Below are 13126 nucleotides of genomic sequence, written 5' to 3' on the forward strand. Positions count from 1 at the left end.
CATCCCCCCACCCATGGAAGGGACACCATGGCATCACGCACCTTGAGCAGGGTCACCAAGGCCCTGCTCGCCCCCGCCCTGGCACTCGGCGCCACCATAGGGCTCGCCTCCGCCCCCGCCTCCGCGGCCGTCTGGAACTCCTGCGACCAGTGGGGCAACACCAGCCTGAACGGCTACACGCTCTACAACAACATCTGGGGCTCCGGCGCCGGCAGCCAGTGCATCTGGGCCAACTCCGGCACCAACTGGGGCGTCTGGGCCAACCACCCCAACACCGGTGGCATCAAGTCGTACCCGAACTCCAAGAAGGTGATCAACAAGTCGATCGACTCGCTGCGCTCCCTCTCCAGCAACTACAACGTCTCCGTCCCGTCGTCCGGCGCGTACAACTCGTCGTACGACGTCTGGGACACGGACTACGACTACGAGATCATGCTCTGGGTGAACTACAACGGAGCCGTCGGCCCGATCGGCACCTCCCAGGGCTCCGTCAGCCTCGGCGGCCACACCTGGAACGTCTACAAGGGCAGCAACGGCAGCAACGAGGTCTTCTCGTTCCTGCGGACGTCCGACTCCAACTCCGGCACCGTCAACATCCTGCCGATCCTGAAGTGGATCAAGGACACCAAGCGCTGGATGGGCAACGAGACCATCGGTGACGTCCAATTCGGCTACGAGGTCACCTCGTCGTCCGGAGGACTCAACTTCACCACGAACAACCTGACCGTCAGCAGCAGCTGACGCCTCCCGGGCCGGGGCCGGCCGCGCCGAGCTTCAGGCGCGGTCGACCTCGGCCCGCAGCGCGTTGTAGTCCGCGAACGCCGACTCGACCTCGGCGCGGGTCAGGCCGTAGCGGGACAGGTCGTAGGTGTGCTTGCGGGTGCCCTTGGGGCGGGCGACGGCCGCGGGGAGACGGGCCGCGTCGGCCTCGGTCCAGGGGGCGCCGACGGCCGCGTAGAGCTTCGGGGCGCCGGTGGCGGGGTCGGAGCCGAGCCAGGAGTACGGGGCGTCCACCAGCTGCTCCGGCGGGATGGCGGCCCGGGCAGCGAGACCGCGCGTCATGGCGCGGCTCAGCAGGCCGAGCCAGGTGGCGCCGATGCCGGCCAGGTCCAGCGGGCGGGTGCTGACGGCCATGCCGTGCTCGATCAGCGAGCAGAACGACGCCACGACGGTGACCGGGTCGCGGTGGCACCACACGATGGTGGCGTCGGGGAAGACCGTGTGCAGCGCGTCCAGGTTCTCCAGGTGCATGGGGGACTTCAGCACCCAGCGCCGCCGCGGACGGCCGTACTGGAGCACCTGGTAGACCTGCTTGAGGTACCGGTAGTCGGCGACGAAGTCCCGCTCGCAGTGCCAGGCCCGGTACTCGGGGATACGGGCCTGGGACAACGGCATCAGGGCGTGCGGGAGCGCGAACGTGCACTCCTCGGGGCCCTCGGCGGCCATCGCGTGGATGTCGCGGAAACGCGGCGCGAAGAGGTTCGTGCCCTGCACCAGCCGGCGCCCGGCCGTGATCGCCTTGCGCCGCTGCCGGGGCGGCAACTCCAGGTCGGGTCCGAGCAGTTCCCACAGCAGCGGGCACCGGTGCCCGTCCGAGATCGACAGCACGGAGTGCGTGACCGTGGTGGCGGTGCGCGGCAGCCCCACGACGAACACCGGCTTCTCGATCGGCTCCCGCTCGATCTCCGGACGCTCGGCGATCAGCCGCAGGACGCGGGCCCGGTTGGCGAGCTGCCGGCGCACGTGGACCTGCGCGGACTGCCAGCCGACCGGGGTGAGGTTCTCCGCCTTCGCCCACCACCCCAGCAGCGACCGGAAGCCGTCGACGAACTCCCGGTCTCCCGGCGCCTCACCGGCCTCCACCACGATGCGGTCGAAGATCCGGTCCGGGTCCCGACGGGAGCCGAAGGCCGGCCGCAGCAGCAGATTCGCCAGTGTGAGGGCGAGCGGTGACGTGGACACGCAGGGAACCTATCCTCTCGACCCCGCTTGTGGTGGACGGAAGTTGGCCGAACAGCGAAAGGGGTGGCCGGAAGACCTCCATCGATCCGGCCACCCCTTCCGACGCGGCTACTCCGCTACGGGCAGCCGCGCCCCGTCCCGCAGGAACAGCGGGATGCGGTCCAGCGGGGCGTCGACCGTCACCGACCGGCCGCCCTCGTACGTCTCACCCGTCCACGCGTCCGTCCAGGCGGCCCCCGCCGGCAGGTACGCCGTACGGGCGGTGGCGCCGGCGGTGAGCACCGGGGCGACCAGCAGGTCCGGGCCGAAGAGATAGGAGTCGTCGACCGACCAGGCGGCCTGGTCGTCCGGGAACTCCAGGAACAGCGGCCGCATCACCGGCAGGCCCTCCTCGTGCGCCTCCCGCATGACCCGCAGCACGTACGGCTTCAGGCGCTCGCGCAGCCGCAGGTACTTCTCCAGGACGGCCCCGGCCTCCTCGCCGTAGGACCACACCTCGTTCGGGCCGCCGGTCATCTCCGGGCCCAGCGGCATGCCCGGGTCGCGGAAGCCGTGCAGGCGCATCAGCGGGGACAGCGCGCCGAACTGGAACCAGCGGACCATCACCTCCCGGTACGCCGGGTCGTCAGGGTCGCCGCCGTGGAAGCCGCCGATGTCGGTGTTCCACCACGGGATGCCCGACAGCGCGGTGTTGAGGCCGGCCGCGATCTGGCGGCGCAGGGTCGGGAAGTCGGTGCCGATGTCGCCGGACCACAGGGCGGCGCCGTAGCGCTGACTGCCCGCCCAGGCCGAGCGGTTGAGGGTGACGACCTCTTCCTCGCCGGTGGCGACGAGACCCTCGTAGAAGGTACGGGCGTTCTCGGCCGGGTAGATGTTGCCGACCTCCAGGCCCGGGCCCGTCCAGTAGCGCAGGTTCTCCTGGAAGCCCGGCTTCAGTTCCGGCTCGCAGGCGTCCAGCCAGAACGCCGTGATGCCGTACGGGTCGAGGTAGTTCTCCTTCACCTTCGACCACACGAACTCCCGGGCGTCGGGGTTGGTGGCGTCGTAGAAGGCCACCTGGACCGTGGAGGCGACCTCCTTGTCGGGCCAGTCGGCGTGCGCCATCGGGCCGTACTGGGTGCCGATGAAGTAGCCGCGCTGCTCCATGACCGGGTGGTTCTCGCTCAGCGGCGACACCGAGGGCCAGACGCTCACCACCAGCTTGATGCCGAGCTCGTCCAGCTCACGCACCATCGCCGCCGGGTCCGGCCACTCCTTCGGGTCGAACTTCCACTCGCCGAGGTGGGTCCAGTGGAAGAAGTCGCAGACGATCGCCGAGATGGGCAGACCGCGCCGCTTGTACTCCCGCGCCACCGCCATGAGTTCGTCCTGGGTGCGGTAGCGCAGCTTGCACTGCCAGAAGCCCGCCGCCCACTGAGGCAGCATCGGCGTCCGGCCGGTCACCGCGCTGTAGCGGCGCTGGGCGGCGGCCGGGTCGCCCGCCGTGATCCAGTAGTCGATCTGCCGCGCCGAGTCGGCGACCCACCGTGTGCCGTTGTGCGCGAGCTCCACGCGGCCGATCGCCGGGTTGTTCCACAGCAGCGTGTAGCCGCGGCTGGAGGTCAGCACCGGGATGCCGACCTCGGCGTTGCGCTGGACCAGATCGAGAACCAGGCCCTTCTGGTCGAGGCGCCCGTGCTGGTGCTGGCCGAGGCCGTACAGCTTCTCGTCGTCGTACGCGGCGAAGCGCTGCTCCAGGCGGTGGTGGCCGTTGCCGACGGCCGTGTAGAGGCGGGAGCCGGGCCACCAGAAGTGGGCGCGGTCCTCGGCGAGGATCTCGCCGCCGTCCTCGGTGCGCAGGAAGCGGACCAGGCCCTCGGCGTTCACCTCGACGGTGAGCCCGCCGACGGTCAGCTGCCCGCGCCCGTCCTCGATCTTCACCGTGGAGGGTGTCGCGGGGGCCTCGTCGAGGAGCGCGCCCGGGAGCCCTTCGAGCACCGGGCCGCCGAGCCGGGCCCGCACCCGGACCGCGTCCGGGCCCCACGGCTCGATCCGTACGGTCTCCTGACGGCCGCTCCACTCCAGCGCGCCGCCCCGCTCACGGAACGTGCCGACGGTGGGGGAGGACTGCGCCAGACTCACCTGGGGCTGGGTTTCAGCAGGCTGATTCACGCGGGCTCCTGTGCTCCTGAGGGAGTGCAGACAGAGGTGTGCGGACATGGAGGTGCCCTGGGAGGAGGGCGGTGGTCGGTGAGCGGGAGAAGCGGTGTGCCTACGGCCGGGCGGGCGCCGGCCCCGTGCTGCCCCGGACCGTCAGCTCGGGCGCGATCAGCACGACGTCGTCGCTGCCGCGCCCCTCGAACTTGGCGACCAGGTGTTCCACGGCGTGCCGGCCCATCTCCTGCGCGGGGATGGCGACCGACGTGAGCCGCACCGAGGCCTGCGTGGCGACCTGGTCGGGGCAGATCGCGACCACCGACATGTCCTCCGGCACGGCCCGGCCCTGCTGCCGCAGCAGCGCGAGCAGCGGCTCGACCGCCGACTCGTTCTGCACGATGATCCCCGTGGTCCCCGGGCGTTCGTCGAGGATCCTGGCGAGCGTCACGGCCATCGCGTCGTACCCGCCGTCGCACGGCCGGTGCAGCAGCCGCACGCCCAGCTCCCGGGACCGGGACCGGAGCCCGTCGAGGGTGCGCTCGGCGAAACCGGTGTGCCGCTCGTAGACGGCCCGGGCCTCGCCGATGACAGCGATGTCCTGGTGCCCCTGCTTCGCCAGGTGCTCCACGCACAGCGCACCCGTCGCCCGGAAGTCCAGATCGACGCAGGTCAGTCCGGCGGTGTCGGCGGGCAGCCCGATCAGCACGGACGGCTGGTCCGTCGCGCGCAGCAACGGCAGCCGCTCGTCGTCGAGTTCGACGTCCATCAGGATCATCCCGTCGGCGAGCCCGCTCCCGGCGACACGGCGCACCGCGTCCGGGCCCTCCTCACCGGTGAGCAGCAGCACGTCGTACCCGTGCGTCCGCGCGGCGGTCGCCACGGCGATGGCGATCTCCATCATCACGGGCACGTACATGTCCGTGCGCAGCGGGACCATCAGCGCGATGATGTTCGATTTGCTGCTGGCCAGGGCACGGGCCCCGGCGTTCGGGTGGTACCCGAGCTCGCGGATGCTCCGCTCGACCCGCTGCCGGGTGTTCGCGGAGATGGACCGCTTGCCGCTGAGGACATAGCTCACCGTGCTCGCCGAGACTCCGGCGTGCTGGGCGACCTCGGCGAGGGTGACCATCCAGCTCTCCAAGCTTTGTGAAGCGCTTCGACAATGCGCGTTGCTGATATGGGTGGGTGAGGGTGGTTCGACAGTAGCTCCAGCGGGAGTACGTGTCCATAGGTTGTCGAAGCGCTTCGATACCTATTTCTCAAGCGGGAGCCCGACTCCTGGCCGGCACCCCGATGCAACACCGTCGTCAGCCCCCCGACAAGTCCGGGAGCGCTCCGCCCCTTCGGCTGAACGGACGCGCGAGGACTGGTGGGAGCGTCCGGTTTCGGGTACCAACGATCCAGTAGCACTGATCGGTAACGTACGGTCCTTAACATCCCTATATGCGGCGAGGTGACCCTCATGTCCGCTTCCACCACTCCCTCATCCCGTCCCGCCGTCACCGAGCGGGAGGCCCGTGAGGTGGCGGAGGCCGCCCGGGAGCAGCACTGGCGCAAGCCCAGCTTCGCCAAGGAGCTGTTCCTCGGCCGCTTCCGGCTCGACCTCATCCATCCCCACCCCCTCCCGGCCGACGAGGCGGCCCAGCGCGGCGAGGAGTTCCTCGCCAAGCTCCGCGACTTCGTCGAGACGAAGGTCGACGCCGCCCTCATCGAGCGCGAGGCCCGCATCCCCGACGAGGTGATCGACGGGCTGAAGGAGCTCGGCGCCTTCGGCATGAAGATCGACACCAAGTACGGCGGGCTGGGCCTCACGCAGGTGTACTACAACAAGGCGCTCTCGCTGGCCGGCTCCGCCAGCCCCGCGATCGGCGTGCTGCTCTCCGCGCACCAGTCGATCGGCGTGCCGCAGCCGCTGAAACTGTTCGGCACGCAGGAGCAGAAGGAGCGCTTCCTGCCGCGCTGCGCGCGCACGGACATCAGCGCCTTCCTGCTCACCGAGCCCGACGTCGGCTCCGACCCGGCCCGCCTCGCCGCCACCGCCGTGCCCGACGGGGACGACTACGTTCTCGACGGCGTGAAGCTGTGGACGACCAACGGCGTCGTCGCCGACCTGCTGGTCGTCATGGCCCGGGTGCCGAAGAGCGAGGGCCACAAGGGCGGCATCACGGCCTTCGTCGTGGAGACCAACTCGCCCGGCGTCACCGTCGAGAACCGCAACGCCTTCATGGGCCTGCGCGGCATCGAGAACGGCGTCACCCGCTTCCACCAGGTCCGCGTCCCCGCCGCCAACCGCGTCGGCGCGGAGGGCCAGGGCCTGAAGATCGCCCTGACCACGCTCAACACCGGACGGCTCTCCCTGCCCGCCTCCTGCGTCGCGGCCGGCAAGTGGTGCCTGAAGATCGCCCGGGAGTGGTCGGCGGCCCGCGAGCAGTGGGGCAAGCCCGTCGCGCACCACGAGGCGGTCGGCTCCAAGATCTCCTTCATCGCGGCCACCACCTTCGCCCTGGAGGCCGTGACGGACCTGGCCTCGCAGATGGCCGACGAGGACCGCAACGACATCCGCATCGAAGGCGCCCTCGCCAAGCTGTACGCCTCCGAGATGGCCTGGCTGATGGCCGACGAACTCGTCCAGATCCGCGGCGGACGCGGCTTCGAGACGGCCGAGTCCCTGCGGGCCCGCGGCGAGCGCGGCGTCCCCGCCGAGCAGGTGCTGCGCGACCTGCGCATCAACCGCATCTTCGAGGGCTCGACGGAGATCATGCATCTCCTCATCGCCCGTGAGGCCGTCGACGCCCACCTCTCGGTCGCCGGCGACCTCATCGACCCCGAGAAGTCCCTCGGCGACAAGGCGAAGGCGGGCGCGAACGCGGGCGTCTTCTACGCCAAGTGGCTCCCGAAGCTGGTCGCGGGCCCGGGCCAGGTCCCCACCTCCTACGGCGAGTTCAAGCGCGAAGTGGACCTCTCCGGGCACCTGCGCTACGTCGAGCGCACCGCCCGCAAGCTCGCCCGCTCCACCTTCTACGCCATGTCCCGCTGGCAGGGCCGGATGGAGTCCAAGCAGGGCTTCCTCGGCCGGATCGTCGACATCGGCGCCGAGCTGTTCGCCATGAGCGCGGCCTGCGTCCGGGCCGAGATGCTGCGCGGCCAGGGCGACCACGGCCGCGAGGCCTACCAGCTCGCCGACGTCTTCTGCCGCCAGTCCCGGATCCGGATCGAGGAGCTCTTCAACCGCCTGTGGACCAACACCGACGACCTCGACCGCAAGGTCGTCAAGGGCGTCCTGTCGGGCACGTACGAGTGGCTGGAGCGCGGCATCGTCGATCCGTCGGGCGAGGGACCGTGGATCGCGGACGCGACACCGGGACCGAGCCGGAAGGAGAACGTCCACCGTCCGATCCGCTGACCGGCCACCCCTGGGGCGCGTGAGCCAGTGCGGCACGCGCCCCCAGGAGGGGGGACGCGCTGTCCTCACACACGACGCTTACGGCAACAATGGAGGAATGAGCGACAGTCCAGCCCCCCTCGCCGATCCCCATCTGGTCTACGACCCCGTAGCGGGCGACGGCCCGAAGGACGTGGTGATCCTCGGTTCCACCGGGTCCATCGGCACGCAGGCCATCGACCTCGTGCTGCGCAACCCCGGCCGGTTCCGGGTCACCGGCCTGTCCGCCAACGGCGGCCGGGTCGCCCTCCTCGCCGAGCAGGCGTACCGGCTGCGGGCGCGCACGGTCGCGGTCGCCCGCGAGAACGTCGTACCGGCCCTGCGCGAGGCGCTCACCGCGCAGTACGGCACGGGCGAGCCGCTCCCCGAGATCCTCGCCGGTCCGGACGCGGCCACGCGGCTGGCGGCGTCCGACTGCCACACCGTCCTGAACGGCATCACCGGCTCCATCGGCCTCGCCCCGACCCTGGCCGCCCTGGAGGCGGGCCGCACCCTCGCGCTCGCCAACAAGGAGTCGCTCATCGTGGGCGGCCCGCTGGTCAAAGCCCTCGCCAAGCCCGGGCAGATCATCCCGGTCGACTCCGAGCACGCCGCCCTCTTCCAGGCCCTGGCCGCCGGCACCAGAGCGGACGTCCGCAAGCTGGTCGTCACCGCCTCCGGCGGCCCCTTCCGCGGCCGTACGAAGGCGGAGCTGGCCAACGTCACCGTCGAGGACGCCCTCGCACACCCCACCTGGGCCATGGGCCCGGTCATCACGATCAACTCCGCGACCCTCGTCAACAAGGGCCTGGAGGTCATCGAGGCGCACCTCCTCTACGACATTCCCTTCGACCGCATTGAGGTCGTCGTGCATCCCCAGTCGTATGTCCACTCGATGGTTGAGTTCACGGATGGATCGACACTGGCCCAGGCGACCCCGCCCGACATGCGCGGGCCCATCGCCATCGGCATCGGCTGGCCCGAGCGGGTCCCCGACGCCGCGCCCACCTTCGACTGGAGCAAGGCCTCGACCTGGGAGTTCTTCCCGCTCGACAACGAGGCCTTCCCGTCGGTGAACCTCGCCCGGCACGTCGGCGAGCTCGCGGGCACCGCCCCGGCGGTGTTCAATGCGGCCAACGAGGAGTGCGTGGAGGCGTTCCGCCAGGGCGCGCTGCCCTTCAACGGGATCATGGAGACCGTCACCCGGGTCGTCGAGGAGCACGGCACCCCGCGTACGGGAACCTCACTCACCGTGTCGGACGTCCTCGAAGCGGAGACCTGGGCGCGGACCCGGGCCCGGGAACTGGCGGCACAGACGGCGGAGGCCCGTGCATGACGACCCTGATGTTCATCCTCGGCATAGGCCTCTTCGTGGTCGGCCTGCTGTTCTCGATCGCGTGGCACGAGCTGGGGCACCTGTCCACCGCCAAGCTGTTCGGCATCCGCGTGCCGCAGTACATGGTCGGTTTCGGCCCGACGATCTTCTCGCGCAGGAAGGGCGAGACGGAGTACGGGCTCAAGGCCATCCCGTTCGGCGGCTACATCCGCATGATCGGCATGTTCCCGCCCGGCCCCGACGGCCGGCTGGAAGTCCGCTCCACCTCCCCGTGGCGCGGCATGATCGAGGACGCCCGCTCGGCCGCGTACGAGGAGCTCGGGCCGGGCGACGAGAAGCGCATGTTCTACACGCGCGCGCCCTGGAAGCGCGTGATCGTGATGTTCGCGGGCCCCTTCATGAACCTGGTCCTGGCCGTGGCGCTGTTCCTCACCATCCTGATGGGCTTCGGCATCACCCAGCAGACCACCACGGTCAGCTCGGTCTCCCAGTGCGTGATCGCGCAGAGCGAGAACCGCGACAAGTGCGAGAAGGGCGACCCGGCCGCCCCGGCCGCCGCCGCGGGCCTCAAGGCGGGCGACAAGATCGTCTCCTTCAACGGCGTCAAGACCGACGACTGGAACAGGCTGTCCGACCTGATCCGCGCCAACCCCGGCAAGGAAGTGCCGATCGTCGTCGACCGCAAGGGCCAGGACGTCACCCTGCACGCGAAGATCGCCACCAACCAGGTCGCCAAGAAGGACTCCGCCGGCCAGATCGTCGAGGGCCAGTACGTCCAGGCCGGATTCCTCGGCTTCAGCGCCGCCACCGGCGTGGTCAAACAGGACTTCGGCGAGTCCGTGACCTGGATGGGCGACCGGATCGGCGAGGCCGTCGACTCCCTCGCCGCCCTCCCCAGCAAGATCCCGGCCCTGTGGAACGCGGCCTTCGACGGCGCCCCGCGCGAGGCCGACTCCCCGATGGGCGTGGTCGGCGCGGCCCGCGTCGGCGGCGAGATCTTCACCCTCGACATTCCGCCCACCCAGCAGCTGGCCATGGCCCTCATGCTGGTCGCCGGCTTCAACCTCTCCCTGTTCCTGTTCAACATGCTCCCGCTGCTGCCGCTCGACGGCGGCCACATCGCGGGCGCCCTGTGGGAGTCGCTGCGCCGCAACACGGCCAAGGTCCTGCGCCGGCCGGACCCCGGCCCCTTCGACGTGGCGAAGCTCATGCCCGTCGCCTACGTGGTCGCCGGGATCTTCATCTGCTTCACGATCCTGGTGCTGATCGCCGATGTGGTTAACCCGGTGAGAATCTCCTAGTCATACGGCGTTCGTGGCGGCTCGGCATACTTCGTGCCGGGCCGCCTCTCATCGGGTGGCGACGCGGGTGGGATGTGCCCGCGCCAGTGCATGTGCCGTAATCTCGAAGCTCGGAGCCCGCTGCTCACGGGACCGGACCTTGATCCACGACTTGGGGTTGCACAGCAGATGACTGCGATTTCTCTCGGCATGCCGTCCGTTCCGACCAAGCTCGCCGAGCGCCGGAAGAGCCGGCAGATCCAGGTCGGATCCGTGGCCGTCGGCGGAGACGCCCCCGTCTCGGTCCAGTCGATGACGACGACGCGTACGTCCGACATCGGCGCGACCCTGCAGCAGATCGCCGAACTCACCGCCTCCGGCTGCCAGATCGTCCGTGTCGCCTGCCCGACCCAGGACGACGCCGACGCCCTCGCGACCATCGCCCGCAAGTCGCAGATCCCGGTCATCGCAGACATCCACTTCCAGCCGAAGTACGTCTTCGCCGCGATCGAGGCGGGCTGCGCGGCGGTCCGCGTCAACCCCGGCAACATCAAGCAGTTCGACGACAAGGTCAAGGAGATCGCCAAGGCGGCCCGGGACCACGGCACCCCGATCCGCATCGGCGTCAACGCGGGCTCCCTCGACAGGCGCCTCCTCCAGAAGTACGGCAAGGCGACCCCCGAGGCCCTGGTCGAGTCCGCCCTGTGGGAGGCGTCCCTCTTCGAGGAGCACGACTTCCGGGACATCAAGATCTCCGTCAAGCACAACGACCCGGTCGTGATGATCGAGGCCTACAAGCAGCTCGCCGCGCAGTGCGACTACCCGCTGCACCTCGGCGTGACGGAGGCGGGCCCGGCCTTCCAGGGCACCATCAAGTCGGCGGTCGCCTTCGGCGCGCTGCTCAGCCAGGGCATCGGCGACACGATCCGCGTCTCGCTGAGCGCGCCCCCGGCCGAGGAAGTGAAGGTCGGCATCCAGATCCTGGAGTCGCTGAACCTCAAGGAGCGCGGCCTGGAGATCGTCTCCTGCCCCTCCTGCGGCCGCGCCCAGGTCGACGTCTACAAGCTGGCCGAAGAGGTCACGGCCGGCCTGACCGGCATGGAGGTCCCCCTGCGCGTCGCCGTCATGGGCTGCGTCGTCAACGGTCCCGGCGAGGCCCGCGAAGCTGACCTCGGCGTCGCCTCCGGCAACGGCAAGGGCCAGATCTTCGTCAAGGGCGAGGTCATCAAGACCGTCCCCGAGTCCAAGATCGTCGAGACCCTCATCGAAGAGGCCATGAAGCTGGCCGAGCAGATGGAGAAGGACGGCGTCACCTCGGGCGAACCGTCGGTGGCGGTAGCGGGCTGAGGTTCCAGAGGCGCGTCGGTGCGCATCTTGGGGGCGCGGGGCTGTTGTCGGCTCCGCCGCGTGGGCGCGACCAGCCACAGCAGACCCGCAGTCGCCAGGCAACCACAAGCCCCGAGCTCCCAGGCGCCCCGCCCAAGCAGCGCAGCTATAGTGCGGAGACCAGCAGACCCGAGTGTGTGAGGCCCCGCACGTGTTGACGCAGACCACCTCCCGGGTCCTCGAACCGAGCGACCTGGACGCCGCGCTGGCCGTACTCGACCGCGAGCCGGTCACGAACGCCTTCGTGACGTCCCGGGTGCAGATCGCCGGCCTGGACCCGTGGCGGCTCGGCGGAGAGATGTGGGGCTGGTACGAGGACGGCATGCTGACGTCCCTGTGCTACGCGGGCGCCAACCTCGTCCCGATCTGCGCCACCCCGCGCGCCGTCCGCGCCTTCGCCGACCGCGCCCGCCGGGCCGGCCGCCGCTGCTCCTCCATCGTCGGCCCGGCCGGTTCCACCGCCGACCTGTGGCGGCTGCTCGAACCCCAGTGGGGCCCGGCCCGCGACGTCCGCCGCCACCAGCCGCTCATGGTCACCGACCGCCTGCCGGAAGGCATCGCCCCGGATCCCTACGTCCGTCGCGTCCGCAAGGACGAGATGGACAAGGTCATGCCGGCGTGTGTGGCGATGTTCACCGAGGAGGTCGGCGTCTCCCCGCTGGCCGGCGACGGCGGCCTGCTCTACCAGGCCCGCGTCGCCGAACTCGTCGGCTCCGGCCGCGCCTTCGCCCGCTTCGACGCCGACGGCAAGGTCGTCTTCAAGGCCGAGATCGGCGCCGCCACCGACCGCGCCTGCCAGATCCAGGGCGTGTGGGTCGCCCCCGAATACCGGGGGACCGGCCTGGCGGCCCCCGGCATGGCAGCGGTCCTGCGCTACGCCCTGGCCGACGTCGCCCCGGTCGTCAGCCTCTACGTGAACGACTTCAACACGGCGGCCCGCAGGACGTACCAGAGGGTGGGCTTCCAAGAGGTCGGCGCCTTCATGAGCGTGCTGTTCTGACAACGGAAACCCCCCTGTAGGCTCCCCGCCATGGACCTGGTGATCGGCCCCCTCGAGCTCTCCGCCCATGTCGACGAGGCCCTGGAAGTCCAAGCCGTGGCATTTGGACTAGGCCCCGACGAAGTCGCAGTCCGCCGCCAGATCGTCCTGCGCCACATGACCTACCCGGGCGCCAGGGCCCTGGGAGCCAGCACCGCCGAACGCCTGGTGGGTTTCGTCTATGGCATGCCCAACGACCGCACCCACTGGTGGTCCACGGTCGTGGAGCCGTACCTCAGAGCGAACCACCAGGACCACTGGCTCGACGACGCCTTCGTGATCACCGAACTGCACGTCCACCCCGCCTACCAGAACCGCGGCATCGGACGCTCCCTGATCACCACGATCACCGACAGCGCCGCCGAACCCCGCTCGATCCTCTCCGCGATCGACACCGAGAGCCCCGCCCGCGCGCTCTACCGCTCGCTGGGCTACCGGGACCTCGCCCGCCAGGTCCTCTTCCCGAGCGCCCCGAAGCCGTACGCGGTGATGGGCGCCCCGCTCCCGCTCCTGCGCCGCTAACCGATTTCCACCGGCCGGTACCCCCCGGATAACCTCCTGCCATC

Annotated in this window: 10 protein-coding genes; 7 read left to right on the forward strand and 3 right to left on the reverse strand. The window is 70.3% G+C overall.

The genetic code is table 11. The features are described 5' to 3' along the window. The first annotated feature begins 27 nt into the window (after positions 1 to 27). On the forward strand, positions 28 to 741 hold the full coding sequence (locus PV963_RS33340; protein ID WP_274820134.1) for a glycoside hydrolase family 12 protein: 714 nt from the start codon (positions 28 to 30) through the stop codon (positions 739 to 741). A 33-nt stretch (positions 742 to 774) separates the two neighbouring features. Here the strand turns inward: PV963_RS33340 and PV963_RS33345 are convergent, their stop codons facing one another. From PV963_RS33345 to PV963_RS33355, 3 genes are all read right to left on the reverse strand, one after another. After that, a complete protein-coding gene (locus PV963_RS33345; protein ID WP_274820135.1) occupies positions 775 to 1962 on the reverse strand; it encodes a sulfotransferase family protein in 1188 nt (395 codons plus the stop codon). Between the two features lie 108 nt (positions 1963 to 2070). Continuing rightward, complete coding sequence (locus PV963_RS33350) at positions 2071 to 4113, reverse strand: glycoside hydrolase family 31 protein (protein WP_274820137.1); 2043 nt, start codon at positions 4111 to 4113, stop codon at positions 2071 to 2073. Positions 4114 to 4213: 100 nt separating this feature from the next. After that, a complete protein-coding gene (locus PV963_RS33355; RefSeq protein ID WP_274820139.1) occupies positions 4214 to 5227 on the reverse strand; it encodes a LacI family DNA-binding transcriptional regulator in 1014 nt (337 codons plus the stop codon). A 333-nt stretch (positions 5228 to 5560) separates the two neighbouring features. Between PV963_RS33355 and PV963_RS33360 the strand changes: the two genes are divergently transcribed. The 6 genes from PV963_RS33360 to PV963_RS33385 all read left to right on the forward strand — a co-directional run bounded on the left by PV963_RS33360 (position 5561) and on the right by PV963_RS33385 (position 13082). Next, a complete protein-coding gene (locus tag PV963_RS33360; RefSeq protein ID WP_274820141.1) occupies positions 5561 to 7501 on the forward strand; it encodes an acyl-CoA dehydrogenase family protein in 1941 nt (646 codons plus the stop codon). Between the two features lie 97 nt (positions 7502 to 7598). Further along, a complete protein-coding gene (gene dxr / locus PV963_RS33365; protein WP_274820143.1) occupies positions 7599 to 8855 on the forward strand; it encodes a 1-deoxy-D-xylulose-5-phosphate reductoisomerase in 1257 nt (418 codons plus the stop codon). 8 nt (positions 8856 to 8863) lie between these two features. Beyond that, positions 8864 to 10156, forward strand: a complete 1293-nt coding sequence (locus PV963_RS33370) for a M50 family metallopeptidase (protein ID WP_274822192.1) — start codon at positions 8864 to 8866, stop codon at positions 10154 to 10156. A gap of 168 nt (positions 10157 to 10324) precedes the next feature. Next, the gene (gene ispG / locus PV963_RS33375) at positions 10325 to 11482 is read left to right on the forward strand and encodes a flavodoxin-dependent (E)-4-hydroxy-3-methylbut-2-enyl-diphosphate synthase (RefSeq protein ID WP_030853172.1); all 1158 of its coding nucleotides are present in this window, start codon (positions 10325 to 10327) and stop codon (positions 11480 to 11482) included. Between the two features lie 190 nt (positions 11483 to 11672). Beyond that, positions 11673 to 12521 (forward strand): GNAT family N-acetyltransferase, encoded by an 849-nt coding sequence (locus PV963_RS33380; protein WP_274820145.1) that lies wholly within the window; start codon positions 11673 to 11675, stop codon positions 12519 to 12521. 30 nt (positions 12522 to 12551) lie between these two features. Then, positions 12552 to 13082, forward strand: coding sequence for a GNAT family N-acetyltransferase (locus PV963_RS33385; RefSeq protein WP_274820147.1), 531 nt, complete (start codon positions 12552 to 12554; stop codon positions 13080 to 13082). The last annotated feature ends 44 nt before the right edge of the window (positions 13083 to 13126 follow it).

It is taken from the genome of Streptomyces coeruleorubidus (assembly GCF_028885415.1).
Taxonomy (GTDB): domain Bacteria; phylum Actinomycetota; class Actinomycetes; order Streptomycetales; family Streptomycetaceae; genus Streptomyces; species Streptomyces coeruleorubidus_A.

Excerpts from the sequence above, each read along its gene's own strand:
- PV963_RS33340 (WP_274820134.1), top strand. The coding sequence starts at position 28 with ATGGCATCACGCACCTTGAGCAGGGTCACCAAGGCCCTGCTCGCCCCC.
- PV963_RS33355 (WP_274820139.1), bottom strand. The coding sequence starts at position 5,227 with ATGGTCACCCTCGCCGAGGTCGCCCAGCACGCCGGAGTCTCGGCGAGC.
- PV963_RS33360 (WP_274820141.1), top strand. The coding sequence starts at position 5,561 with ATGTCCGCTTCCACCACTCCCTCATCCCGTCCCGCCGTCACCGAGCGG.
- dxr (WP_274820143.1), top strand. The coding sequence starts at position 7,599 with ATGAGCGACAGTCCAGCCCCCCTCGCCGATCCCCATCTGGTCTACGAC.
- PV963_RS33370 (WP_274822192.1), top strand. The coding sequence starts at position 8,864 with ATGTTCATCCTCGGCATAGGCCTCTTCGTGGTCGGCCTGCTGTTCTCG.
- ispG (WP_030853172.1), top strand. The coding sequence starts at position 10,325 with ATGACTGCGATTTCTCTCGGCATGCCGTCCGTTCCGACCAAGCTCGCC.
- PV963_RS33385 (WP_274820147.1), top strand. The coding sequence starts at position 12,552 with ATGGACCTGGTGATCGGCCCCCTCGAGCTCTCCGCCCATGTCGACGAG.